Origin of the sequence: Arthrobacter ginsengisoli, from assembly GCF_031456935.1 — a bacterium.
Lineage (GTDB): Bacteria > Actinomycetota > Actinomycetes > Actinomycetales > Micrococcaceae > Arthrobacter > Arthrobacter ginsengisoli.
Genome location: NZ_JAVDVQ010000005.1, coordinates 1 through 22113, shown reverse-complemented (window position 1 = coordinate 22113; position 22113 = coordinate 1). Strand labels below are relative to the sequence as shown.

General features: G+C 64.4%; 31 protein-coding genes. 1 reads left to right on the top strand and 30 read right to left on the bottom strand.

All coding sequences use genetic code 11. The annotated features are described in order from the left end of the window. Window positions 1–133 precede the first annotated feature (133 nt). The 28 genes from rpsK to rpsJ form a co-directional block, all read right to left on the bottom strand. Window positions 134–535, bottom strand: coding sequence for a 30S ribosomal protein S11 (gene rpsK / locus J2X01_RS07360; protein WP_018773682.1), 402 nt, complete (start codon window positions 533–535; stop codon window positions 134–136). A gap of 40 nt (window positions 536–575) precedes the next feature. Beyond that, window positions 576–950, bottom strand: a complete 375-nt coding sequence (gene rpsM, locus J2X01_RS07355; RefSeq protein ID WP_024366110.1) for a 30S ribosomal protein S13 — start codon at window positions 948–950, stop codon at window positions 576–578. A 183-nt stretch (window positions 951–1133) separates the two neighbouring features. Beyond that, window positions 1134–1247 carry a 50S ribosomal protein L36 gene (gene rpmJ / locus J2X01_RS07350; protein WP_009358722.1) on the bottom strand — a complete coding sequence of 38 codons (114 nt, stop codon included), beginning with the start codon at window positions 1245–1247 and terminating at the stop codon, window positions 1134–1136. Window positions 1248–1314: 67 nt separating this feature from the next. Continuing rightward, entirely contained in the window at window positions 1315–1536 is a 222-nt protein-coding gene (gene infA, locus J2X01_RS07345) for a translation initiation factor IF-1 (RefSeq protein WP_009358723.1), read from the bottom strand. Window positions 1537–1713: 177 nt separating this feature from the next. Beyond that, a complete protein-coding gene (locus tag J2X01_RS07340) occupies window positions 1714–2688 on the bottom strand; it encodes a P1 family peptidase (protein WP_310052413.1) in 975 nt (324 codons plus the stop codon). 30 nt (window positions 2689–2718) lie between these two features. Then, window positions 2719–3546: a type I methionyl aminopeptidase gene (gene map, locus J2X01_RS07335; RefSeq protein WP_310052411.1), complete on the bottom strand. Its 828-nt coding sequence runs from the start codon at window positions 3544–3546 to the stop codon at window positions 2719–2721. Between the two features lie 100 nt (window positions 3547–3646). Beyond that, entirely contained in the window at window positions 3647–4216 is a 570-nt protein-coding gene (locus J2X01_RS07330; RefSeq protein ID WP_310055591.1) for an adenylate kinase, read from the bottom strand. A 5-nt stretch (window positions 4217–4221) separates the two neighbouring features. Then, complete coding sequence (gene secY / locus J2X01_RS07325) at window positions 4222–5532, bottom strand: preprotein translocase subunit SecY (RefSeq protein ID WP_310052409.1); 1311 nt, start codon at window positions 5530–5532, stop codon at window positions 4222–4224. A 185-nt stretch (window positions 5533–5717) separates the two neighbouring features. After that, window positions 5718–6212: a 50S ribosomal protein L15 gene (rplO, locus tag J2X01_RS07320; RefSeq protein WP_310052407.1), complete on the bottom strand. Its 495-nt coding sequence runs from the start codon at window positions 6210–6212 to the stop codon at window positions 5718–5720. Further along, window positions 6213–6419: a 50S ribosomal protein L30 gene (gene rpmD, locus J2X01_RS07315; protein WP_160664304.1), complete on the bottom strand. Its 207-nt coding sequence runs from the start codon at window positions 6417–6419 to the stop codon at window positions 6213–6215. Between the two features lie 3 nt (window positions 6420–6422). After that, entirely contained in the window at window positions 6423–7103 is a 681-nt protein-coding gene (gene rpsE, locus J2X01_RS07310) for a 30S ribosomal protein S5 (protein ID WP_307460639.1), read from the bottom strand. A gap of 26 nt (window positions 7104–7129) precedes the next feature. Further along, window positions 7130–7513, bottom strand: a complete 384-nt coding sequence (gene rplR, locus J2X01_RS07305) for a 50S ribosomal protein L18 (RefSeq protein ID WP_069949291.1) — start codon at window positions 7511–7513, stop codon at window positions 7130–7132. 2 nt (window positions 7514–7515) lie between these two features. Beyond that, a complete protein-coding gene (rplF, locus tag J2X01_RS07300; protein ID WP_310052401.1) occupies window positions 7516–8052 on the bottom strand; it encodes a 50S ribosomal protein L6 in 537 nt (178 codons plus the stop codon). 18 nt (window positions 8053–8070) lie between these two features. Continuing rightward, window positions 8071–8469 (bottom strand): 30S ribosomal protein S8, encoded by a 399-nt coding sequence (gene rpsH / locus J2X01_RS07295; protein WP_137323512.1) that lies wholly within the window; start codon window positions 8467–8469, stop codon window positions 8071–8073. A gap of 96 nt (window positions 8470–8565) precedes the next feature. Beyond that, the gene (gene rplE, locus J2X01_RS07290; RefSeq protein ID WP_056425240.1) at window positions 8566–9147 is read right to left on the bottom strand and encodes a 50S ribosomal protein L5; all 582 of its coding nucleotides are present in this window, start codon (window positions 9145–9147) and stop codon (window positions 8566–8568) included. After that, window positions 9147–9506, bottom strand: a complete 360-nt coding sequence (rplX, locus tag J2X01_RS07285; RefSeq protein ID WP_056425237.1) for a 50S ribosomal protein L24 — start codon at window positions 9504–9506, stop codon at window positions 9147–9149. Before rplX ends, rplE begins: the two co-directional genes overlap by 1 nt. Before the next feature lie 3 nt (window positions 9507–9509). Further along, on the bottom strand, window positions 9510–9878 hold the full coding sequence (gene rplN / locus J2X01_RS07280) for a 50S ribosomal protein L14 (protein ID WP_003803789.1): 369 nt from the start codon (window positions 9876–9878) through the stop codon (window positions 9510–9512). 416 nt (window positions 9879–10294) lie between these two features. After that, window positions 10295–10603 (bottom strand): 30S ribosomal protein S17, encoded by a 309-nt coding sequence (gene rpsQ, locus J2X01_RS07275; RefSeq protein ID WP_310052392.1) that lies wholly within the window; start codon window positions 10601–10603, stop codon window positions 10295–10297. Continuing rightward, window positions 10600–10929 (bottom strand): 50S ribosomal protein L29, encoded by a 330-nt coding sequence (gene rpmC / locus J2X01_RS07270; RefSeq protein ID WP_091563107.1) that lies wholly within the window; start codon window positions 10927–10929, stop codon window positions 10600–10602. Before rpmC ends, rpsQ begins: the two co-directional genes overlap by 4 nt. 2 nt (window positions 10930–10931) lie before the next feature. Then, the gene (rplP, locus tag J2X01_RS07265; RefSeq protein WP_310052389.1) at window positions 10932–11348 is read right to left on the bottom strand and encodes a 50S ribosomal protein L16; all 417 of its coding nucleotides are present in this window, start codon (window positions 11346–11348) and stop codon (window positions 10932–10934) included. After that, entirely contained in the window at window positions 11349–12194 is an 846-nt protein-coding gene (gene rpsC / locus J2X01_RS07260; protein WP_310052387.1) for a 30S ribosomal protein S3, read from the bottom strand. Then, window positions 12195–12560 carry a 50S ribosomal protein L22 gene (gene rplV / locus J2X01_RS07255; RefSeq protein WP_003803798.1) on the bottom strand — a complete coding sequence of 122 codons (366 nt, stop codon included), beginning with the start codon at window positions 12558–12560 and terminating at the stop codon, window positions 12195–12197. A gap of 38 nt (window positions 12561–12598) precedes the next feature. Beyond that, complete coding sequence (rpsS, locus tag J2X01_RS07250; protein WP_018773666.1) at window positions 12599–12880, bottom strand: 30S ribosomal protein S19; 282 nt, start codon at window positions 12878–12880, stop codon at window positions 12599–12601. A gap of 12 nt (window positions 12881–12892) precedes the next feature. After that, window positions 12893–13732, bottom strand: a complete 840-nt coding sequence (gene rplB, locus J2X01_RS07245; RefSeq protein ID WP_024366131.1) for a 50S ribosomal protein L2 — start codon at window positions 13730–13732, stop codon at window positions 12893–12895. Window positions 13733–13761: 29 nt separating this feature from the next. After that, the gene (gene rplW, locus J2X01_RS07240) at window positions 13762–14067 is read right to left on the bottom strand and encodes a 50S ribosomal protein L23 (RefSeq protein WP_024366132.1); all 306 of its coding nucleotides are present in this window, start codon (window positions 14065–14067) and stop codon (window positions 13762–13764) included. Continuing rightward, a complete protein-coding gene (gene rplD / locus J2X01_RS07235; RefSeq protein ID WP_024366133.1) occupies window positions 14064–14687 on the bottom strand; it encodes a 50S ribosomal protein L4 in 624 nt (207 codons plus the stop codon). The genes rplW and rplD overlap by 4 nt, the downstream gene beginning before the upstream one ends. Window positions 14688–14691: 4 nt before the next feature. Next, a complete protein-coding gene (rplC, locus tag J2X01_RS07230) occupies window positions 14692–15342 on the bottom strand; it encodes a 50S ribosomal protein L3 (RefSeq protein ID WP_024366134.1) in 651 nt (216 codons plus the stop codon). 17 nt (window positions 15343–15359) lie between these two features. After that, window positions 15360–15668: a 30S ribosomal protein S10 gene (rpsJ, locus tag J2X01_RS07225; RefSeq protein ID WP_024366135.1), complete on the bottom strand. Its 309-nt coding sequence runs from the start codon at window positions 15666–15668 to the stop codon at window positions 15360–15362. 459 nt (window positions 15669–16127) lie between these two features. Between rpsJ and J2X01_RS07220 the strand changes: the two genes are divergently transcribed. Then, window positions 16128–17555, top strand: coding sequence for a GH1 family beta-glucosidase (locus J2X01_RS07220; protein ID WP_310052380.1), 1428 nt, complete (start codon window positions 16128–16130; stop codon window positions 17553–17555). 42 nt (window positions 17556–17597) lie between these two features. Here the strand turns inward: J2X01_RS07220 and J2X01_RS07215 are convergent, their stop codons facing one another. Both J2X01_RS07215 and J2X01_RS07210 read right to left on the bottom strand, forming a co-directional pair. Beyond that, window positions 17598–17723: a hypothetical protein gene (locus J2X01_RS07215; RefSeq protein WP_310052378.1), complete on the bottom strand. Its 126-nt coding sequence runs from the start codon at window positions 17721–17723 to the stop codon at window positions 17598–17600. Window positions 17724–17770: 47 nt separating this feature from the next. Next, on the bottom strand, window positions 17771–21892 hold the full coding sequence (locus J2X01_RS07210; protein WP_310052376.1) for a hypothetical protein: 4122 nt from the start codon (window positions 21890–21892) through the stop codon (window positions 17771–17773). Between the last annotated feature and the right edge of the window lie 221 nt (window positions 21893–22113).

The following is a 22113-nucleotide window of genomic DNA, read 5'->3' as shown; positions in this document are numbered from 1 at the left end:
TTAGGTTTCCTTTCGGCGAGCATCCGCTATATGACGCAACACAGGTGGTGGAAAGATCGGTCTGAAGACTTAACGCGGCTGGGCTTGCCCGGACCCGTGAGGGCCCGGGCAAGCACCGGTGCGTTGGAAAGCCTTAGACGCGGCGGCGCTTCGGCGGACGGCAGCCGTTGTGGGCGCTGGGGGTGACATCCTGGATGGATCCAACCTCGAGGCCAGCGGCCTGCAGCGAACGGATAGCCGTTTCGCGGCCCGAACCCGGGCCCTTGACGAATACGTCAACCTTGCGCATGCCGTGCTCCTGCGCACGCTTTGCGGCGGCTTCGGCGGCCATCTGGGCTGCGAACGGGGTGGACTTACGTGAGCCCTTGAAGCCAACCTCACCGGATGAAGCCCAGGAGATGACAGCGCCATTCGGATCCGTGATGGAAACGATGGTGTTGTTAAAGGTGCTCTTGATGTGCGCCTGGCCCAGCGCGATATTCTTTTTGTCCTTCTTACGCGGCTTGCGAACCGCGCCACGAGTCTTCGGGGGCATTTTTTCTCCTACAGAAAGTTATCGGGGGAAGACGAGCGGTTTAGCGCGTCTTCTTCTTGCCTGCGACGGTGCGCTTCGGGCCCTTGCGGGTACGCGCGTTCGTCTTCGTACGCTGTCCGCGCACTGGCAGGCCCTTACGGTGGCGAATACCTTCGTAGCTGCCGATTTCAACCTTGCGGCGGATATCAGCTGCTACTTCGCGGCGAAGGTCACCCTCAACCTTGTAGTTGCCTTCAATGTAGTCACGCAGCTGGACGAGCTCGGCGTCGGACAGGTCCTTGACCCGAACGTCCGCGCTGATGCCGGTGGCAGCCAGGGTTTCGTGTGCACGGGTCTTGCCCACGCCGTAGATGTAAGTAAGCGCAATTTCCAACCGCTTTTCGCGGGGAATGTCTACGCCAGCGAGACGAGCCATAGTGGCAGTGCTCCTTGAATAAACCGGAGGTCGTAGGCAGTACACCCGCACGTTCTGTGCGGCCCCAGCCTCCGACCGGGGGTCAGCTGTCCGGACTCGTTCTAGCTCAGTGTCCCAGATCAGCTTGTGCTGCCTTTATTTACTTGCGTGGGTTAGCAACCCAGGATTTCCCGAAGAGGGAAATTAGCCCTGGCGCTGCTTGTGGCGCGGGTTCTCGCAGATCACCATGACCCGGCCATTACGGCGGATCACTTTGCACTTTTCGCAGATCTGCTTGACGCTCGGCTTGACCTTCATGGCGTTCCTTTGCGTGTTGCAGTTGGTCGCTGGACCGGCCTTGGCTATTGCCCTGGCCGCCCAGTGTTTACTTGTAGCGGTAGACGATACGACCACGTGTCAGGTCGTACGGGCTCAGCTCCACCACTACCCGGTCCTCAGGGAGAATCCTGATGTAGTGCTGGCGCATCTTTCCAGAGATGTGTGCCAGAACGATGTGCTTGTTGGTGAGCTCAACGCGAAACATCGCGTTAGGCAGCGCCTCAGTCACAACGCCCTCGATCTCAATGACCCCGTCCTTCTTGGCCATACCCTCCGCTAACTGTTGTTTGCCGCAGCCCTTCGGCTTGCACCGGAAATCACCGCGGACGTTTTTGATTGATTGGCTGATGCCTCCCGGCCCCAAAAGGGCACAACAGGGCAGACAACCAACAGACAACACTACGCCATTACGGCCCGAATGTTAAATCCAGCAATCGTAGCGTACTCAGCGTCCGTATGCACCAAATTCGCCCCCCGGCGTGCTCACGGAGTCCGCGGAGGTGATCCCGTCGAGGATTGCCAGCCGCACGACGTCGGCTGCCGCACTCTGGAGGGTGATGAGACTCACCTGCCGGGCCGTCTCGCTGCTGCGGTCCAGGGCGAGCGCGCCGGTGGCGAGGCAGAAGACGGTGTCCCCGTCGGCCAGGGTGTGGCTCGGGTTCAGCGCCCGGGCCAGGCCCGCGTGCGCCGCGGACGCCGTGCGCTTGCACTCGGCCTTGTCCAGGACGGCATTCGTGGCGACGACGACGAGCGTGGTGTTCAGCGCGGGTGGTGCCGAAACCCTCGGCGTGCCCGCTCCTTGGTCGCTGAGACGCGCGCTGCCGGGTTCCCGCCGCTGCGGCGATGTGCCGAAGGGTAGTCCAAGCGCGTTGACCACCGCAAGGGCCCCAACCACGACGCCGTTGTCCAGGGTGATGGAGGCGGTGCCGACTCCTCCCTTGTATTTCCCCCGGCCGATGGCTGCCCCGGTGCCGGCGCCGACGTTGCCCCGTTCGACGTCGTGCGTGATGGGGCGGACGGCGGCGTCCGCGGTGGCCGCGTAGCCCATGGCCTCGTCCGGGCGGGCGGTGAAGTCCCCGCCGCGCCCGAGGTCGAAGATCGCCGCGGCCGGCACGATCGGGACCACACCGCCGGGTACGGCGAAGCCACGGCCGTTCTCCTCGCACCAGCGCTGGGCACCGTGGGCGGCGGCGAGGCCGAAGGCACTTCCACCGGTGAGCACAACGGCGTCCACGGTACGGCTCAGCGTGGTGGGGTCGAGGGCATCCGTTTCGTGCGTCCCGGGGCCGCCGCCGCGGACATCGACGGAGCCCACCGTTCCGGCCGGAGGCAGCACCACCGTCACTCCGGTCAGCCACCCGTCCCCCGTCTTGCCGGCATGGCCGACCCTCAGTCCCGGTACGTCCGTAATCGCAGTCATGGCTCCATTGTGCCCTCCGGCAGCCGGGACCTAGGGAATCGGGACGGGCACGACGCCGAGCGGCGCCAGTTTCGCGGCTCCCCCGTCGGGCGCGGAGAGCACCCAGATGCCCTTGTCGTGGACCGCCACGGAGTGCTCCCACTGGCAGGACCGCTTGCCGTCGGTGGTCACGACCGTCCAGTCGTCGTCCAGCACCGCGGTTTCGATGCTGCCGCGCACCAGCATCGGTTCGATGGCCAGGCACAGTCCGGGACGGATCTTGGGGCCGCGGTGGTTGGTGCGGTAGTTCGGCACGTCCGGGGCCATGTGCATCTCGGAGCCAATCCCGTGACCCACGTAGTCCTCGAGGATGCCAAGGGCCTTGCCGGGCACGGAGGAGACGTAGTCGTCCACGGCGTTGCCGATGTCGCCGACGAACTTGCCCGTCGCCAGGGCGGCAATCCCGTGCCACATCGCGGCCTCGGTCACGTCCGAGAGCCGCTGGTCCTCGGGGTCGACGGTGCCCACGATCACGGTGCGGGCGGAATCCGAGTGCCAGCCTTCCAGGATCGCGCCGCCGTCGATCGAGATGATGTCCCCGTCCTGCAGGACCCGGCCGCCGGGGATGCCGTGCACGACTTCCTCGTTGACCGAAGTGCAGATCGTGGCGGGGAAGCCATGGTAGCCGAGGAAGTTCGACGTGGCGCCGGCGTCCTTGAGCACGGCGGCGAACACGGCGTCGAGGTCCTTGGTGGTCTTCCCCGGCGCGGCCGCCGCAACGGCGGCGTCCAGGGCGCGGCTGAGCACGAGCCCGGCGGCGTGCATCAGGCGCATCTGGGCGTTGGTCTTGTATTCGATGCGTGGCTGGCCGAATGCCATCCGCAACTTCCTTTCACTGGGGCGGTGCCGCCCGGAGGGACGGCCAAATGGCTGAGGCCCCTCCCGGTGTCCCGGGAGGGGCCTCGAAGTCCGTGGGCGGTCAGGCCGACTGGGCCTCTTTGATGGCCTGCATAACGCGGTCGGTGACCTCGTCGATGCCGCCGATGCCGTCGACGCGGGTCAGGATGCCGCGGTCGGCATACTTGGCGACGACAGCCTCCGTCTGGCCGTGGTACAGGTCCAGACGGTGCCGGATAACGGCTTCGTTGTCGTCGGTGCGTCCGGTTTCCTGCGCCCGGCCCAGCAGGCGGGTGACGAGTTCCTCGTCGTCCGCTGTGAGCTGCAGGACGACGTCGAGCTTCTCGTCGCCGTCGGCGAGGATCCCGTCGAGGTAGTCCACCTGCGCGGTGGTGCGCGGGTAGCCGTCCAGGAGGAAGCCGTTCTCGACGTCGTCCTCGCTGAGGCGGTCGCGGACCATCTTGTTGGTCACGCTGTCCGGGACAAAATCGCCCGCGTCCATGTACTTCTTGGCTTCAATGCCAAGCGGCGTTTCGCCCTTTACGTTGGCGCGGAAGATGTCTCCCGTGGAGATCGCAATGACGCCGAGGCGCTCTGAAATGCGCTCCGCCTGCGTTCCCTTGCCGGATCCGGGAGGTCCGATAATCAACATTCTCGTCATCGCAAAAGCCCTTCGTAGTGACGCTGCTGTAGCTGCGCATCAATTTGCTTGACGGTCTCCAAACCGACGCCGACCATGATCAGGATCGAGGTGCCACCGAACGGGAAGTTCTGGTTGGCATTGATCAGGACCAGTGCGACCAGCGGGATCAGTGCCACAAAGCCCAGGTACAAAGCACCGGGGAGGGTGATCCTGGAAAGCACATACTGCAGGTAGTCCGCGGTCGGCTTGCCGGCACGGATACCCGGAATGAAGCCGCCGTACTTCTTCATGTTGTCAGAAACTTCTTCAGGGTTGAAAGTGATCGCAACATAGAAGTACGTAAAGAACACAATCATGGCGAAGTAGAGCGCCATGTAGATGGGGTGGTCACCCCGGGTCAGGTTGTTGTTGATCCACTCAACCCAGGGTGCAATCGGCTCGCCCGGAGCCGGCTGGTTGAACTGGGAGATCAGGCCCGGCAGGTACAGCATCGAGGAAGCGAAGATGACGGGCACGACGCCGGCCATGTTCACCTTGATCGGGATGTACGTGCTGGTGCCGCCCACGGTGCGGCGGCCGATCATCCGTTTGGCGTACTGCACCGGGATGCGGCGCTGGGACTGCTCCACAAAGACCACCGCGGCCACGGTCAGCAGGCCGATGACCAGGACCATAAAGAACGTGCCCGGGCCCTGCGAGGTCCAGATGGCCCCCAGCGAGCCGGGGAAGCTCGACACGATGGACGTGAAGATGAGCAGCGACATGCCGTTGCCGACACCCTTTTCAGTCACCAGCTCACCCATCCACATGATCAGGCCGGTGCCGGCCGTCAGCGTGATGATGATCAGGATCGTGGTGACGACGCTGTCGTCCGGGATGATTGGAAGCTGGCAGTTCGGCAGCAGCTGGCCGGAACGGGCCAGGGACACCAGCGTCGTGGCGTTCAGCAGGCCCAGGGCGATGGTGAGGTAGCGCGTGTACTGGGTCAGCTTCGACTGGCCCGCGGAACCTTCCTCATAGAGCTCCTGGAAACGCGGAATGACCACCCGGAGCAGCTGGACGATGATGCTTGCCGTGATGTACGGCATGATGCCCAGGGCGAAGATGGACACCTGCAGCAATGCACCACCGCTGAACAGATTCACGAGCTGGTAGATGCCGCCCGAGGTCTGACCGTTCTGCAAGCATTGCTGGACATTCTGGTAGCTCACACCAGGCGAGGGGATGAAGGCACCCAAGCGGAAGATTGTGATGATTCCCAGCGTGAACAACAACTTGCGTCGCAGATCAGGCGTGCGAAAGGCCCGGCCAAATGCGCTAAGCAAGCGTCCTCCTGAGTAATAAGTAAAGTCGTGTGAGATAGGTCAAATAAACCCAACAACCGAGTCTAACGGGTGGACGCGCCCTGCGAACAATCGCAGGGCCGGGAAAAAATGAAAAACTCCCGGCACCACGGGCGTGAGCCCCGGTACCGGGAGTTTCCACAACGGGCATCCGCCCCGCCGCCTCGTTAGAGGGCGGTGGTGGTTCCGCCTGCTGCAGCAATCTTTTCTGCGGCGCTGGCCGAGAATGCGTGGACGGTGACGTCAACCTTGACGGTGATGTCGCCGGTGCCCAGCACCTTGACGGGCTGGTTCTTGCGAACGGCACCCTTTTCGACCAGGTTCTCCACGGTGACTGCGCCACCTTCCGGGAACAGCTCGTTGAGCTTGTCCAGGTTTACAACCTGGAACTCAACCCGGAACGGGTTCTTGAAGCCGCGCAGCTTCGGCAGGCGCATGTGCAGCGGCAGCTGGCCGCCGGCAAAGCCAGCCTTGATCTGGTAGCGGGCCTTCGTACCCTTGGTACCGCGACCGGCGGTCTTACCCTTGGAACCTTCACCACGACCAACACGGGTCTTGGTGGTCTTGGCACCCGGGGCGGGACGCAGGTGGTGAACCTTCAGTGCGTTCTGCTTCTCAGCAGCGGCGCCCTGTGCCTTTTCGGCGGTGTTCTTCTCTGCCATTTACTTCGCCTCCTCTACCTTTACCAGATGCGGAACCGTGTTGAGCATTCCGACGGTCACAGCGTCGGCGGTGCGGACAACGGTGTGTCCGATCCGCTTCAGGCCGAGGGACCGCAGGGTGTCGCGCTGGTTCTGCTTGCCGCCAATGGCGGACTTGATCTGAGTGATCTCCAACTGTGCATCGGAGACAAGCACGTTCTTAGCCATGACTCAGACACCTGCCTTCTGGTTCAAAAGCGCCTTCACCATTGCCGGCGGAGCGATCTCGTCGAGCGGGAGGCCGCGGCGTGCTGCCACTGCTGCCGGCTCTTCGAGGCGCTTCAGCGCGTCAACGGTCGCGTGCACGATGTTGATGGCGTTGGAAGATCCGAGCGACTTGGAGAGGATGTCGTGGATGCCCACGCACTCCAGTACTGCACGGACCGGACCACCGGCGATAACACCGGTACCGGCGGAAGCCGGACGCAGCATGACGACGCCTGCGGCGGCTTCACCCTGAACGCGGTGCGGGATGGTGCTGCCGATGCGGGGGACGCGGAAGAAGGACTTCTTGGCTTCTTCGACGCCCTTCGCGATGGCGGCGGGAACTTCCTTGGCCTTGCCGTAGCCGACGCCGACCATACCGTTGCCGTCACCGACGACGACGAGGGCGGTGAAGCTGAAGCGACGACCACCCTTGACGACCTTGGAAACACGGTTAATGGTTACGACGCGCTCTACGAACTGGCTCTTTTCGGCTTCGCGGCCACCATCGCGGCCACCACGGCCACCACGGTCGCCACGGCCCTGGCCGCGGTCGCCACGCTCGCCACGACGAGCGCCACCACGGGCGGCGTCAGTGGTAGCAGGCGCAGCGGTCTCAGTTGCCGGAGCAGCTACAGCTTCAGTCACCTGAATGTCCTTTTCGTTATTTTCGGTCACAGTGACAGCCCACCTTCACGTGCGCCGTCAGCGACGGCGGCGATCCGGCCGTGGTACTTGTTACCACCGCGGTCGAAGACAACTGCTTCGATGCCGGCAGCCTTGGCGCGCTCGGCGACGAGCTCGCCAACGCGCTTGGCCTTGGCAGTCTTGTCACCTTCGAATGCACGAAGGTCGGCTTCCAGAGTGGAGGCGCTCGCTACGGTCAGGCCCTTGGTGTCATCGACAACCTGGACGAATACGTGGCGTGCCGAACGGTTGACGACCAGACGAGGACGTACAGCCGTTCCGGAGATGCGCTTGCGGATACGAAGCTGGCGACGGCTGCGCTGGGCAGACTTGCTCTTGTTCGTACGCTTCTTGTTAATTGCGATCGCCATGGTTACTTACCAGCCTTTCCGACCTTGCGGCGGATGACTTCGCCTGCGTAGCGGATGCCCTTGCCCTTGTAGGGGTCCGGCTTCCGCAGCTTGCGAATGTTGGCAGCAACCTCGCCGACCTGCTGCTTGGAGATGCCTGAAACAGAGAGCTTGGTCGGGGTCTCTACTGCAAAGGTGATGCCGTTCGGTGCCGTGATGTTAACCGGGTGGCTGTAGCCCAGAGCGAACTCCAGGTCAGAACCCTTGGCCTGAACGCGGTAACCGGTACCGACGATTTCAAGCTTCTTCTCGTAGCCTGCGGTGACACCCTGGATCATGTTGGCGATCAGGGTGCGGGTCAGGCCGTGCAGCGAACGCGAGGCGCGCTCGTCGTTCGGGCGGGCGACAGTCAGGGTGCCATCTTCCAGGGAAACCTCGATCGGGCTGGCCACAGTGTGGCTCAGCTCGCCTTTGGAACCCTTGACGCTGACGACAGAGCCGTCAACCTTGACCTCAACGCCGGCAGGAACGGTGATGGGGAGACGTCCAATACGTGACATTATTCTCTTCCTTTCCCGTTACCAGACGTAAGCGAGGACTTCGCCGCCCACGCCCTTCTTGCCGGCCTGCTTGTCAGTCAAGAGGCCGGAAGAGGTGGACAGGATTGCGACACCCAGGCCACCGAGCACGTGCGGCAGGTTGGTGGACTTTGCGTAAACGCGCAGTCCCGGCTTGGAAATACGACGAACGCCAGCGATTGAACGCTCGCGGTTCGGACCGAACTTGAGCTCGAGGGTCAGCTTCTTGCCAACCTCAGCGTCTTCTTCTTTCCAGGAGGCGATGTAACCTTCGGCCTTCAGGATGTCGGCAACGCGTGCCTTGAGCTTGCTGTACGGCATAGACACGGTGTCGTGGTATGCCGAGTTTGCGTTGCGCAGACGCGTAAGCATGTCTGCGACGGGATCTGTCATTGTCATGGTGGGCTCTTGCCCTTCCTCATAACGGTTTCCGCCGTGCAGTTTCTCCCGAACACAATTCTGGAGATGCGCGGACGGACCTTTTACGTAGCTAGATTAATCTTCGGTCTTGAACGGGAAGCCAAGCGCCTTGAGCAGCGCGCGGCCTTCGTCGTCGGTCTTGGCAGTGGTCACGACGGTGATGTCCATGCCGCGGACGCGGTCGATGGAATCCTGGTCGATCTCGTGGAACATAACCTGCTCGGTCAGACCGAAGGTGTAGTTGCCGTTGCCGTCGAACTGCTTGCCGCTGAGGCCCCGGAAGTCGCGGATACGCGGCAGAGCCAGCGTGACCAGACGGTCCAGGAATTCCCACATGCGGTCCCCACGCAGAGTTGCGTGTGCACCGATCGGCATGCCTTCGCGCAGCTTGAACTGTGCGATCGACTTGCGGGCCTTGGTTACCTGCGGCTTCTGGCCGGTGATCAGGGTGAGATCGCGGACAGCGCCGTCGATCAGCTTGGAGTCCTTGGCGGCATCTCCAACACCCATGTTCACAACGACCTTGACCAGACGGGGAACCTGGTTGACGTTCTCGTACTTGAATTCCTCAACGAGCGAGCTCTTGATGGAATCCGCGTACTTGGTCTTCAGACGAGGAACGATCTTGCTTGCCGGAGTCTCGAGAGTCTCAGTCATTAGATGTCCTTCCCTGAGCTCTTGGCCACGCGGACACGCACTTCGCGCTTCACGCCATCGCGCTCAACGGTCTCGGTGCGGAAACCGACGCGGGTGGGCTTCTTGGTGGACGGGTCAACCAGAGCCACGTTGGAGATGTGGATCGTAGCCTCGACGACTTCGATGCCACCGGTCTTGGTGCCGCGCTGCGACTGACCGACCTTGGTGTGCTTGGTTACGCGGTTAATGCCCTCGACCAGCACGCGGTTGGTCTCGGGGAAGACGCGCAGGACCTTGCCCTGCTTGCCCTTGTCGCCGCCACGCTCAGCCTTGGCGCCAGTGATGACCTGAACCAGGTCACCCTTTTTGATCTTAGCCATGGACTAAAGCACCTCCGGAGCCAGAGAAACGATCTTCATGAACTTCTTATCGCGAAGTTCACGACCAACCGGTCCGAAGATACGGGTACCGCGGGGGTCACCGTCGTTCTTCAGGATCACAGCTGCGTTCTCGTCAAACTTGATATAGGAACCATCCGCACGGCGGCGTTCCTTCTTGGTACGGACGATGACAGCCTTGACGACGTCGCCCTTCTTTACGTTGCCGCCCGGAATTGCGTCCTTGACGGTAGCGACGATTACGTCGCCAATGCCTGCGTAGCGACGGCCAGATCCACCGAGAACGCGAATGGTAAGGATTTCCTTAGCACCCGTGTTGTCGGCGACCTTGAGTCGCGACTCCTGCTGAATCACTATTTACTCCTTGCGTCGCGCTGGTTCTCAGACCGAAATTCTTCCTACGGAATGAGCCTTGCGGAACGGTTGATCGGGGTGTCTCTTGACCTGCCTGGATTTTGCCAGACCAGGCCTAAACTCCCGTGCCAAAAACATTTGCTTCCCGGGCGGATTCCGACGAGTCGGGGCGCAAGGGGGCACTATGCCGTGGCACGCTTGTTTACGAGGTTGATGACGGCGCACAGAGGGCGCCATACAAACTCAAAATCTTAGCACGTTTCGGCCGCCACAGCAGAATCAGCCCTTACCACAGACGACGGCGTCACGCACGGCAGGCTTTCGCCCCGCCGGCCGCCGCACTCCCCCGGAAACGGAGAAACCCCCGCTCCCAGAAGGGAACGGGGGCTTCTCGACTTACAGCGAGGCCGCAGGTGTTACTTGGCCTTCTCGAGGATCTCCACCAGACGCCACCGCTTGGTAGCGGAGAGCGGGCGGGTCTCGGCGAGGAGAACGAGGTCGCCGATGCCGGCGCTGTTCTCTTCGTCGTGAGCCTTGATCTTCGTGTTGCGGCGAAGGACCTTGCCATAGAGGGCGTGCTTCACACGGTCCTCGACCTGGACAACGATGGTCTTTTCCATCTTGTCCGAGACCACATAGCCGCGCTTCGTCTTACGGTAACCGCGCTCGTCAGCCTTAGCTGCGCCGGAAACAGTTTCCGTCACGTTCTCGTCCTTTTCACTCACTTGGCGTCCTCCTCGGACTCAACCGTTTCAGCCTTGTCAGCCTTCTTGGTTGCAGCCTTCTTGGACTTCTTTTCTTCCTTGGCTTCCACAACCGGTGCGGCAACCTCGGCACGAATGCCCAGCTCGCGCTCACGGAGAACGGTGTAGATGCGGGCGATGTCCTTCTTTACCGCGCGCAGACGACCGTGGTTCTCCAGCTGACCGGTGGCGGACTGGAAACGCAGGTTGAACAGCTCTTCCTTGGCCTTACGGAGTTCTTCAACGAGTCGCTCGTTGTCGAAACCGTCCAGCTGTGCGGATGCAAGTTCTTTGGATCCTACTGCCATTTCTATTCACCACCTTCGCGACGCAAAATGCGTGCTTTCAACGGGAGCTTGTGGATTGCCAGGCGCAGGGCCTCGCGAGCAACCGATTCCTCGACACCGGAGATCTCGAAGAGAACCCGGCCCGGCTTGACGTTTGAGACCCACCATTCCGGAGAACCCTTACCGGAACCCATGCGGGTTTCGGCCGGCTTCTTCGTCAGCGGACGGTCCGGGTAGATGTTGATCCAGACCTTTCCGCCACGCTTGATGTGGCGGGTCATCGCGATACGGGCAGACTCGATCTGACGGTTCGTGACGTATGCCGGGCTCAGAGCCTGGATACCCCATTCACCGAAGGAGACCTTGGTGCCGCCCGTTGCAGCGCCGGTACGACCCGGGTGGTGCTGCTTACGGTGCTTGACTCGACGTGGGATAAGCATTTAAGCCTGTCCTCCTTCTACTGCCTGTGCCGGTGCGGCAGAAGCTGCATCAGCCGCCGGAGCTTCGGCAGCAGCGGGTGCAGCCTCAGCCGGACGGTCGGTACGACGGCGGCGGTCACCACGGTCAGCGCCACCCGGGCGGCCCGGGCGGTCGCTGGCACCACGGCCACGGGACGGAGCAGCAGCTGCCTGCTGAGCCAGTTCCTTGGCGGTGACGTCACCCTTGTAGATCCAGACCTTCACGCCGATGCGGCCGAAGGTGGTCTTGGCCTCGTAGAAGCCGTAGTCGATGTTCGCGCGGAGGGTGTGCAGGGGCACACGGCCTTCGCGGTAGAACTCCGAGCGGGACATTTCTGCGCCGCCCAGTCGACCCGAGCAAGCGATCCGGATGCCCTTGGCACCGGCACGCTGTGCGGACTGCATGGCCTTCTTCATCGCACGGCGGAACGCCACGCGGGAAGTCAGCTGCTCAGCAACGCCCTGGGCAACAAGCTGTGCTTCCATCTCGGGGTTCTTGACCTCGAGGATGTTCAGCTGGACCTGCTTGCCCGTGAGCTTTTCGAGCTCGCCGCGGATGCGGTCTGCTTCTGCACCGCGGCGGCCGATAACGATGCCCGGACGTGCCGTGTGGATATCCACACGGACACGGTCGCGGGTGCGCTCGATTTCAACCTTGGCGATGCCGGCGCGCTCCATGCCCGTGGACATGAGCTGGCGGATGCGGATGTCTTCGCGAACGAAGTCCTTGTACCGCTGGCCGGCCTTGGTGCTGTCAGCAAACCAGTGCGATACGTGATCGGTGGTGATGCCGAGTCGGAACCCGTGCGGGTTAACTTTCTGTCCCACTTAGCGAGCCTCCTCTTTCTCCGGGGTAGCGACTACCACGGTGATGTGGCTCGTGCGCTTCTTGATCTGAAATGCACGACCCTGGGCTCGCGGCTGGAACCGCTTCATGGTCGGGCCTTCATCAACAAACGCTTCGCTGATGATGAGGTCACCTTCGTCAAACGCCACGCCGTCGCGGTCCGCGAGGACCCGGGCGTTGGAGATTGCCGACTGAACTACCTTGAATACCGGCTCTGAAGCTGCCTGGGGGGCAAACTTCAGAATTGCCAGAGCCTCATTCGCTTGCTTACCACGAACAAGGTTGACGACGCGCCGGGCCTTCATAGGCGTTACGCGGATGTGACGCGCAATTGCCTTGGCTTCCATTGCTTTCCTTCTCTCGTCTTTGACGTAAGTGCAGGCGCCTAGCGGCGCTTGCCCTTACGGTCGTCCTTGACATGGCCGCGGAATGTCCGCGTGGGAGCGAATTCGCCGAGCTTGTGCCCGACCATCGACTCAGTGACAAACACGGGGATGTGCTTGCGTCCGTCGTGTACGGCAATCGTGTGGCCGAGCATGTCGGGGACGATCATCGAACGGCGGGACCAGGTCTTGATGACGTTCTTGGTGCCCTTTTCGTTTTCCCTGGCTACCTTCACAAAGAGGTGCTGGTCAACGAAAGGACCTTTTTTCAGGCTGCGTGGCATGTGTCCAGGCTCCTATCGCTTGTTCTTGCCAGTACGACGGCGACGAACAATAAGCTTGTCGCTCTCTTTGTTGGGACGGCGGGTGCGGCCTTCGCGCTTACCGTTCGGGTTGACCGGGTGACGTCCACCGGACGTCTTACCCTCGCCACCACCGTGGGGGTGATCGACCGGGTTCATGGCGACACCACGGACGGTCGGGCGAACGCCCTTCCACCGCATACGGCCGGCCTTACCCCAGTTGATGTTCGACTGCTCGGCGTTGCCGACCTCGCCGACGGTTGCGCGGCAGCGCACGTCAACGTTGCGGATTTCACCGGAAGGCAGACGCAGCTGGGCGAAACGGCCTTCCTTTGCCACGAGCTGGATCGATGCGCCGGCGGAGCGGCCCATCTTGGCGCCGCCACCCGGACGCAGTTCAACTGCGTGGATTACGGTACCGACCGGGATGTTGCGCAGCGGAAGGTTGTTGCCGGGCTTGATGTCAGCGTCGGCACCTGCCTCTACCGTGTCACCCTGGGCCAGCTTGTTCGGGGCGATGATGTAACGCTTGGTGCCATCAACGTAGTGCAGGAGGGCGATGCGAGCCGTGCGGTTCGGATCGTACTCGATTTCGGCAACGCGGGCGTTGACGCCGTCTTTGTCGTGGCGACGGAAGTCGATCAGACGGTACTGGCGCTTGTGGCCACCACCCTTGTGACGGGTCGTGATCTTACCGGTGTTGTTACGGCCACCCTTTTTCGGGAGGGGACGTACCAACGACTTTTCCGGCGTCGACCGCGTGATTTCAGTGAAGTCCGCTACGCTCGAGCCGCGACGGCCCGGGGTAGTCGGCTTATATTTACGGATTCCCATAATTTATTTCCTCGTTAAAGTGGTCTCCGCTACGAGAGCGGACCGCCGAAGATGTCGATAGTGCCTTCTTTGAGGCTCACAATTGCACGCTTGGTGTTCTTGCGGGTACCCCATCCGAATTTGGTGCGCTTGCGCTTACCGGCACGGTTGATGGTGTTGATCGAGTCGACCTTGACGGAGAAGATTTTCTCCACGGCCAGCTTGATCTCGGTCTTGTTCGAGCGGGGGTCCACCAGGAAGGTGTACTTGCCCTCATCGATCAGGCCGTAGCTCTTTTCCGATACGACGGGTGCAAGCACGACGTCGCGCGGGTCTTTGATGGTGGCTGCACTCACTTGGCATCCTCCTCGTTCTTTGCCACTGCCTTGGAAGCAACGAATGCTTCGTAGGCAGCCTTGGTGAAGACAACGTCATCGGAGACGAGAACGTCGTAGGTGTTCAGCTGGTCTGCGTACAGAACGTGAACATCAGTGAGGTTGCGCACGGAGAGTGCAGCAACATCGTTGGCGCGCTCGATGACAACGAGCAGGTTCTTGCGCTCGGAGACACCCCGCAGGGTAGCCAGTGCTGCGCTGGAGGACGGCTTGGTGCCGGGTACCAGTTCAGCAACGACGTGGATGCGGCCGTTACGGGCGCGGTCAGAGAGAGCGCCGCGCAGTGCAGCAGCAATCATCTTCTTGGGGGTGCGCTGGCTGTAGTCACGCGGCGTGGGGCCGTGGACAACGCCACCACCGGTCATGTGAGGAGCACGGATTGAACCCTGACGGGCGCGGCCGGTGCCCTTCTGCTTGAACGGCTTGCGACCTGCACCGGAAACCTCGGCGCGGGTCTTGGTCTTGTGGGTACCCTGGCGAGCAGCAGCGAGCTGGGCAACGACGACCTGGTGCAGCAGCGGCACGTTGGTCTGTACGTCGAAGATCTCTGCAGGCAGGTCAACCTTGACAGTGCTAGTCATTGAACTAGGCTCCCTTCACGGCGGTGCGTACGAGTACGACCTGGCCGCGGGCGCCGGGGACGGCGCCCTTGATCAGGAGCAGCGACTTCTCGACGTCAACCGCGTGGACCGTGAGGTTCAGCGTGGTGTGACGAACGGCGCCCATGCGGCCGGCCATTTTCATGCCCTTGAAGACGCGGCTCGGGGTGGATGCGCCACCGATTGAACCGGGCTTACGGTGGTTCTTGTGGGCACCGTGGGAAGCTCCAACGCCGTGGAAGCCGTGACGCTTCATAACACCGGCGAAGCCCTTACCCTTGGTGGTGCCAACGACGTCGATCTTCTGGCCGGCTTCGAAGAGCTCTACGGAGAGCTCCTGGCCCAGCTCGTAAGAGTCAGCATCTGCAGTGCGCAGTTCTACGACGTGGCGGCGAGGCGTGACGCCTGCCTTTTCAAAGTGACCAGCCAGCGGCTTGGTGACCTTGCGGGGATCGATCTGGCCGTAGCCGATCTGAACGGCGACATAGCCATCAGTGTCTGCATTGCGCAGCTGCGTGATGACGTTCGAGTCAGCCTGGACCACAGTGACGGGGATGAGCTTGTTGTTCTCGTCCCAGACCTGGGTCATGCCGAGCTTCGTGCCCAGCAGGCCCTTTACGTTACGGGTTGCGGTCATAGTCTCTCAGCACCTCCCTACAGCTTGATTTCGATGTTCACGTCGGCCGGCAGGTCGAGACGCATAAGCGAATCAACAGCCTTCGGCGTGGGGTCGATAATGTCGATCAGACGCTTGTGAGTACGCATTTCGAAGTGCTCACGGCTGTCCTTGTACTTGTGCGGAGAGCGGATGACGCAGTAGATGTTCTTCTCCGTCGGCAGCGGCACAGGGCCAACTACCGTGGCGCCTGCGCGCGTGACCGTCTCAACGATCTTCCGTGCTGAAGAGTCAATGACCTCGTGGTCGTATGACTTCAGCCGGATGCGGATTTTTTGTCCCGCCATGTCGCCTGACTCTCTTTCGTTAGTGCTGCTCCAGTGAGGGCTGCTCTGTTTACTTGCGTGTTGCATGTGGCTGCCGAGGCAATTGAAGTCGTAACTACCACCCGCCGCACAAGCTGAATCCGGAAGAATCCGGGTTCCTCAACCTGCCGGCGTAACCGACCCCCGCGGTCGGGCGTGTCGCGCTTTTCACGCGTACTCGTCCGCAGTTCCATGGGGAGTGGGTTATGTTTGGTCTCCCACCTGGACCCTGACACCCGGCATTATCCGGATCGGGACGCGAAGGAGCGCTTGAACAACTCATCTAGTATGCCGGAATTAACGGGCAGAAGCGAATCAGTGGCAAAGCGGGGCGGTCCGCGCAAGCCGGCTCGCCCGGCCGCCTGCCGAAGGCAATGAGCGGACGACGGCGGGACGGGCCGCTCATTGCCTTCGGCGGGCGGCGTGGGGATGATAGGGGCTATGACTGTGCAGGACTCTGTAGCAGTTCAGGCCCTTGCCGCGCGCCTGAGCCCCGAATTCAAGCTCGGCGTTGCCTCCGCCGCCTTCCAGATCGAGGGATCCCTCGCGGCCGGCGGCCGTGGTCCCTCCGGCTGGGACGCCTTCGCCGAGAAACCCGGCAGCATCCGGGACGGCCACTCCCCCGCCGTCGCCTGCGACCACTACAACCGCAGTCCCGAAGACATCGAACTGATGCGCACGCTCGGCATCGACTCCTACCGCTTCTCTATCTCCTGGCCGCGGATCCAGCCTGACGGTACCGGGCCGTTCAACACCGTGGGGCTCGACTTCTACGACCGGCTGATCGACCGGCTGCTGGCAGCCGGGATCTCCCCGATGGCAACCCTGTACCACTGGGACACCCCCCTGCCGCTGGAACACCGCGGCGGCTGGTTGAACCGTTCGACGGCGGAGCGGTTCGCCGAATACAGTGCCGCGGCCGGCGAGCGCTTCGGCGACCGCGTGGCCCAGTGGGTGACGCTGAACGAACCGGCCTCGGTGACGCTGAACGGCTATGCCCTCGGCGTCCATGCCCCGGGCCGCGACCTGCTCTTCAATGCCCTGCCCTCGGTCCACCACCAGCTCCTCGGCCACGGGCTCGCCGTGCAGGCGCTGCGGGCGGCGGGAGTCTCCGGCGCCGTGGGCGTCACCAACCTGCATTCCCCGGTCCGGCCGGCGTCCCGTTCGGTGACGGACCGGTTCCTGGCCAACATCTTTGACCTCGTCCTGAACCGGGTCTATGCGGACCCCATCCTGCTGGGCAGCTATCCGAAGGTGCCGCTGCCCGCGAAGCCCTGGTTCCGTTCGCTGGGGAAGATCACCGACGCCGACCTGCGGACCATCCACCAGCCCCTCGACTTCTACGGGCTGAACTACTACTACCCGGTGAAGGTCGCGACCGGCGCCGGCCGGGGAGAAAGCCCGGTGGGCACCGCGGGGGCGATGCTGAAGATGCCGTTCCATATGGCGGCATTCCCGGAGTACGCGACCACGGGTTTCGGCTGGCCGGTGGCCCCGGACCATCTGGGGCCGCTGCTGCGGGAACTGAAGGACAGGTACCGCGGAGCGCTCCCGCCGCTGTACATCACCGAAAGCGGCGCCAGCTTCCCCGAGCCCGACCATGTGTCCGGACCCATCGCGGACACGGAGCGGATCAGCTACATCGCATCCCACCTGGGCCATGCCCTGGACGCCACGGCGCCCGGCGGCATCGCCGAGGACGTTGAACTTCTGGGCTACTACGTCTGGACCCTGATGGACAACTTCGAGTGGGCGGCCGGCTACTCGCAGCGCTTCGGCCTGGTCCACGTGGATTTCGACACGCAGGCACGCACGCCCAAGGATTCCTACTACTGGTATCAGGCGCTCAGCCGGGCGCGCAAGGGCTGAACCAGCCGTGCCCGGGTGCGCCCGGCCCGGGGGGCCGGTCGCCTAATTGTTCTTGTTGGCCCGGTTGATGCGCTTGGCCCGCTCAATCTCCTGGCGGAAGTGCTTCCTGGCCCAGAAGACAGCGGCGACGACGGCAACGGCCACCAACAGGAAAATAAACCAGCCCATTGTGAGCTCCCTTCGATGGGAGCAACAATATCAGCGCGGGGCCCCCGTCAGCCATGCTCCGCCGGCTCCCGCTGCCGGGCCGGCTCGACAGCCTCAGGCCTGCTGCGGTTCAGCCTCCAGACCGCCAGCGCTATGAGGGCCGCGGCGATGAGGGCGAGCAGCGCAAAGGTGTACTGGCGCGTCGCCCACAGGATGCACAGCGCCACGCCCGCTGCGCCCCACCGGACAAACATCCGTTCGCCCGAGGCCAGTCCGGCCATGAGCAGGACGGCCAGCAGCGCCAGGACCCAGAGTTGCCGGCCCGGATCGCCGCCAAAGATGATCCCCAGCCCGGACAGCGTCAACAGTCCGGCGCCGCCGGACCACAGCACACGGCCCGCGCTGCGGAACCCGGACACCAGGCGAAGGGCGCCCAGCACTCCGGCGAGAACCACATACCACTGCAGGGTCCAGAACCAATCGGGCCCATCGGAGCCTGGGCCGGGTCTGGTGAACAGTACCGCGCGCTGCACCGCCGCCGTCGTGGCAAAGAGTCCCAGTTCCGCAGCCAGCCTGCGCGATCCCGCCGGCACTTCGGCGCAGCACACTGCGGCGATGGCCGCCACGAGCGCAGCCCCGGCCCAGGCGGTCCCGTCCCACACCTGCCCGGCGCCCGCGGCGAGGCCAAGCCCGAGGATCGCCGCCCCCGCCATTGACCAGCGCCGGACCGGATCGGTGGCCAGGGCGTCGCGGCGCAGCCAGCGGACGGCGTACAGCGATGCCGCGGCCGGGGCGCAGCCGGCCAGCCACGGCAGGTAGCTGCCCCAGACACCCGGCACGGCTGCCAGCATCTCGCCCGCCGCCAGCGTGGCACCTGCCAGCACCGCCCCCACGGCCGGCACGTAGAGCCCCGGCCAGCGTTCCAGCCGCGACGCCGCGAAACAGACAACTGCCAGCACCAGCACCGAAGCCCCGGTCAGCCATTCAGCGGCGAGCGGCGCCAGCAGCAGGGCGGACCCGACGAAGGCGCCGGAGGCCACCAGCCAGAGCCAGCGTTCGACGTCGGCCCGCGCGTCCCGGCGGAACAGCAGCCCGGCTGCGGTGGCTGCCACCGACAGCACTAGGAGCACCGCCACGACGCCGTCATGGCTCAGCAACGGCTGGTCCAGGGCGCCGCCGGGAGACGAGCCGCCGTCGAACTGCACCAGCGGTCCCAACGCCACGGTGCCGAGCCCGGCAGCGTAGACCGCCAGGTAGGCCGCGCCGCGGGCTGCAAACACCCGGCTGGCCACCGCGGCGCAGACCAGCAGCAGCGCCGCGTGCAGCAGGACGACCCAACGGCCGCCGTCGTCGGGCTCCGCCACCAGAAAGCCGAGCGGAAGCACCGCCTGGGCGGCGAGTGCGATCCATACCGCCGCCTGCTGGAACGGGATTTCCACCAGGCGGTGCCGCATGAGCCAGCGGATCGCGTGCTGGGCTGCGAGGACCAGTCCGAAGGTCACCGAGACGGCGGTGGCCGAGACCGTCGCGTCGTAGCTCAGGACAAGCGCCAGCGCCAGGGTCAGCACCCGGGCCGAAGCGAAGTAGCCGCCCTTGGCGGTGCGCGAGGGGGCGGCCATCACCATGACGGCGCTGAAGCCGGCGAAGATGCCCAGCACCAGCCCGACGTCGGGCGCCGAGCCGGCACGGGCCAGCAGCAGCACCGCCAGCACCGCCGGGGCAAACACTGCCGCCGCGGGACGCAAGCGCAGCCAGTACCCCGCCGCCGCCGCGCTGAGCGCAATCACGACGGCGGCAGCAGTCAGCTGCCAGCTCCCGGATGGCCGGTAGGACAGGGCGGAGGCCGTGAGGGCAGCCAGCGCGGCGGCCTGCAGCACCAGCACCGCGGCGGCGTCGGTGAGCACGCCGCGGGGCGCCCTGCCCCTGGTCTCGGCCAGCAGGGGGAACGCCAGCTGCAGCCCCAGCACCACCACCGCAAGCGAAGCTGCCACGACCTCTTCGCTGCCGAGCAGCAGCGGACCGGCAGCCTGCCGGAGCTGCTGGAAACCCGTCAGAACCAGGACAGTGCCGGTCCCCCGTGCCATCCACCAGTAGCGCCACCGCTGTTGCAGCGCGCCGCGCCGCAGGGCAGTCAGCACCAGATAAAGCACCGTCAGGGCCAGGCTGATGTTGCCGGCCAGCAGCGAGACGCCGGCAAACGCCATGCCGGCCAGCGCTGCGGCCATGCCGAGGGGCAACAGTGCACGGACACCGGTCCGCCGCGATGATCCGGCGGCCCCTTCCCCGGAGAGTGCCCAGCCGACGCCCAGGGATGCCAGGAGTTGGAGCACAACGGCTGCGCCGGTGAGCGATCTGCCCTGGCCACCGTCCATGAGGGCCAGGACGGCGAGGGCGGGGAGCGCCGCGAGCGAGAACGCGGCCAGGCTCGCGTCGGGGACCAGCGACCGCACGCCCGCCCGGACCAGGGCCGCCGTCGTGAGTTGCTGCAGCACGAGGGCCAGCAGGAAAGCGGACACCACCGGAACCGTGGCGGTGCCGCCGCCGGCCACGGCCGCGACGACCGCGGGAACGGCCAGCGTGACAGCGATGCGGGCGGCGAGAACGAAGTGCGCGCGCAGTGGCTCCGTCGGGGGCAGGGAGCGCACGGCCCAGAACAACGCCACCAGCAGCAGGAACCCGGCGTGGGTCCAGCCGCCGGTGCTGGCGCCGAAAACCGCAGCCAGCAGCAGGGCAGCCACCGGCGCCCCTTCCGCCAACCCACCCAGGCCCAGCGCGAGGGCCATGCCGGTGAGCAACGCCAACAGCAGCGGCACCCATACCGGCACGTCCACGGCTGGGCCGGCGTCGGCCTCGAACCGGCTCGCCGCGGCCCAGAGCAGGGTCAGGAGCAGTTGCAGCCCGAAGGTGCCGAGCACGTCCACCCGCCGGCGGCCGGCCGGGCCCAGCAGCGTGGCCGGAACAACCTTCAGCTCTGACGCCAGCAGCACGGCCTGCAGGGCTGCCAGCATGAGTGCGGCCAGCAGCGCCCACGGCAGGCTGTCACCCGCAGCCCAGGCTCCGGCTGCGGCCGCCACGGTGAGGCTCAGCCGCGCGCCGTAGTACTGGGCGACCCGGAACCGGCTCTGCGGAACCGCGGCCAGCACCGCGAGGTAAGCGCCACACAGGAACATGATGAGCGCGTACTCGCCCTTGCCCAGCAGCAGGGACACGCAGGTCACGGCAACTGCGACGGACGGGACCACGAAGGGATGCAGGTCCATCAGGGGTTTGAGGAACACGGACGGCATCCAGCGCGGACGCATCAGGGCGAACAGCGTCAAAAGGACCGCTGCGGCGATCAGGGCCGCGAAGTACCAGACCAGGGCTCCACCGAGGACCGAAATCCCGGACCACGCCGTCGACGCCACGAAGGTCAGCGACAGGTAGGCGAGGACCTTGCTGTCCATCCGGACGGCGGCGGCAACATAGGCCACCGTGCCGATGACCGAGGTGACCAGCCACGCGGTGGGGCCTTCATGAAGGATGAAGTTGTACAGGGCCAGGCCGGCCACCGGGATCAGGGCCAGGCCGGTTCCTGCGAACGCGACGGCGGCGGGCCTCAGCCGCGGGGCCCGCGGGTGCAGGAACAGGCCGCCGGTATAGAACAGCGCCGTGATGGCGGCGACGCCGGCGAAGCGGAGGACCTCCGGGAGCGAGGTGCCTACGAACAGGGCACCGGCAGCCACCAGCAGGAGGCTGGCGACGTACAGCGTGATGTTGATGTTCTGCCGGTCCCGTTTCTCCTTGCGGGCAGCCCGCTCCGCGGCGGACTCCAGGGGAACAGCCGGGCGCGCGGGCGGCGGAACGGACCGCTGGATTTGCCGTGGCCGGAGTGGGTCGTGCGGTGCAGTCCGGACCAGCGGGAACGGCTGGCGGTCCCCCGCCGGCGGGGCCGGCGGGAGTGGCTGGGCCGGCTGGGCCGCCGGTTGAGGCGTTCCTCCTGCGGGCAGGATGGTTGCCGCCCGCTGCTCCCGGGCGGTCTGGCCGTCCCGCCAGCCCTGGAGGTGCCCGGCCCGGAAGCCGGCCGCGAAGGCGCCGCGGCTCACCTCCTGGCCGCGGCGGCGTTCCTGCGCCCGCCCCCGGCGGTTGCCCACCAGCAGGGCGCCGATCACCAGCAGCAGTAAAAGCAGGGTCTGGACAGGACTCGGCATCAGGATCCTTCATCACTCCGGCTGTCCGGACCCGCCCAGCCCCCATTAAATCCATTGACTAGATGAAATATAGCACTAGATGAGTAAGTCCTATTGCTGGGAACGGGCGTGGAGGCTTTTAAAGTAAGGCGGAGAGTGTTAAGCCGGGTTTGTGAACACTCAACTAAACACTCTCCTGACCACACTTTACGTCTACTTGGATGACCACGTCCTGCCGGATC

Excerpts from the sequence above, each read along its gene's own strand:
- rpsS (WP_018773666.1), bottom strand. The coding sequence starts at position 12,880 with ATGCCACGCAGCCTGAAAAAAGGTCCTTTCGTTGACCAGCACCTCTTT.
- rplE (WP_056425240.1), bottom strand. The coding sequence starts at position 9,147 with ATGACTGAGACTCTCGAGACTCCGGCAAGCAAGATCGTTCCTCGTCTG.
- rpsJ (WP_024366135.1), bottom strand. The coding sequence starts at position 15,668 with ATGGCGGGACAAAAAATCCGCATCCGGCTGAAGTCATACGACCACGAG.
- rpmD (WP_160664304.1), bottom strand. The coding sequence starts at position 6,419 with ATGGCTAAGAACGTGCTTGTCTCCGATGCACAGTTGGAGATCACTCAG.
- infA (WP_009358723.1), bottom strand. The coding sequence starts at position 1,536 with ATGGCCAAGAAGGACGGGGTCATTGAGATCGAGGGCGTTGTGACTGAG.
- rpsH (WP_137323512.1), bottom strand. The coding sequence starts at position 8,469 with ATGACAATGACAGATCCCGTCGCAGACATGCTTACGCGTCTGCGCAAC.
- rplP (WP_310052389.1), bottom strand. The coding sequence starts at position 11,348 with ATGCTTATCCCACGTCGAGTCAAGCACCGTAAGCAGCACCACCCGGGT.
- rpsM (WP_024366110.1), bottom strand. The coding sequence starts at position 950 with ATGGCTCGTCTCGCTGGCGTAGACATTCCCCGCGAAAAGCGGTTGGAA.
- rplO (WP_310052407.1), bottom strand. The coding sequence starts at position 6,212 with ATGGCAGAGAAGAACACCGCCGAAAAGGCACAGGGCGCCGCTGCTGAG.
- rplX (WP_056425237.1), bottom strand. The coding sequence starts at position 9,506 with ATGGCTAAGATCAAAAAGGGTGACCTGGTTCAGGTCATCACTGGCGCC.
- J2X01_RS07220 (WP_310052380.1), top strand. The coding sequence starts at position 16,128 with ATGACTGTGCAGGACTCTGTAGCAGTTCAGGCCCTTGCCGCGCGCCTG.
- map (WP_310052411.1), bottom strand. The coding sequence starts at position 3,546 with ATGGCATTCGGCCAGCCACGCATCGAATACAAGACCAACGCCCAGATG.
- rplB (WP_024366131.1), bottom strand. The coding sequence starts at position 13,732 with ATGGGAATCCGTAAATATAAGCCGACTACCCCGGGCCGTCGCGGCTCG.
- J2X01_RS07340 (WP_310052413.1), bottom strand. The coding sequence starts at position 2,688 with ATGACTGCGATTACGGACGTACCGGGACTGAGGGTCGGCCATGCCGGC.
- rplR (WP_069949291.1), bottom strand. The coding sequence starts at position 7,513 with ATGGCGATCGCAATTAACAAGAAGCGTACGAACAAGAGCAAGTCTGCC.
- rpmC (WP_091563107.1), bottom strand. The coding sequence starts at position 10,929 with ATGGCAGTAGGATCCAAAGAACTTGCATCCGCACAGCTGGACGGTTTC.
- rplC (WP_024366134.1), bottom strand. The coding sequence starts at position 15,342 with ATGACCGCAACCCGTAACGTAAAGGGCCTGCTGGGCACGAAGCTCGGC.
- rplV (WP_003803798.1), bottom strand. The coding sequence starts at position 12,560 with ATGGAAGCCAAGGCAATTGCGCGTCACATCCGCGTAACGCCTATGAAG.
- J2X01_RS07215 (WP_310052378.1), bottom strand. The coding sequence starts at position 17,723 with ATGGGCTGGTTTATTTTCCTGTTGGTGGCCGTTGCCGTCGTCGCCGCT.
- rplF (WP_310052401.1), bottom strand. The coding sequence starts at position 8,052 with ATGTCACGTATTGGACGTCTCCCCATCACCGTTCCTGCCGGCGTTGAG.
- rpsK (WP_018773682.1), bottom strand. The coding sequence starts at position 535 with ATGCCCCCGAAGACTCGTGGCGCGGTTCGCAAGCCGCGTAAGAAGGAC.
- J2X01_RS07210 (WP_310052376.1), bottom strand. The coding sequence starts at position 21,892 with ATGCCGAGTCCTGTCCAGACCCTGCTTTTACTGCTGCTGGTGATCGGC.
- rpmJ (WP_009358722.1), bottom strand. The coding sequence starts at position 1,247 with ATGAAGGTCAAGCCGAGCGTCAAGCAGATCTGCGAAAAGTGCAAAGTG.
- J2X01_RS07330 (WP_310055591.1), bottom strand. The coding sequence starts at position 4,216 with ATGTTGATTATCGGACCTCCCGGATCCGGCAAGGGAACGCAGGCGGAG.
- rplD (WP_024366133.1), bottom strand. The coding sequence starts at position 14,687 with ATGACTAGCACTGTCAAGGTTGACCTGCCTGCAGAGATCTTCGACGTA.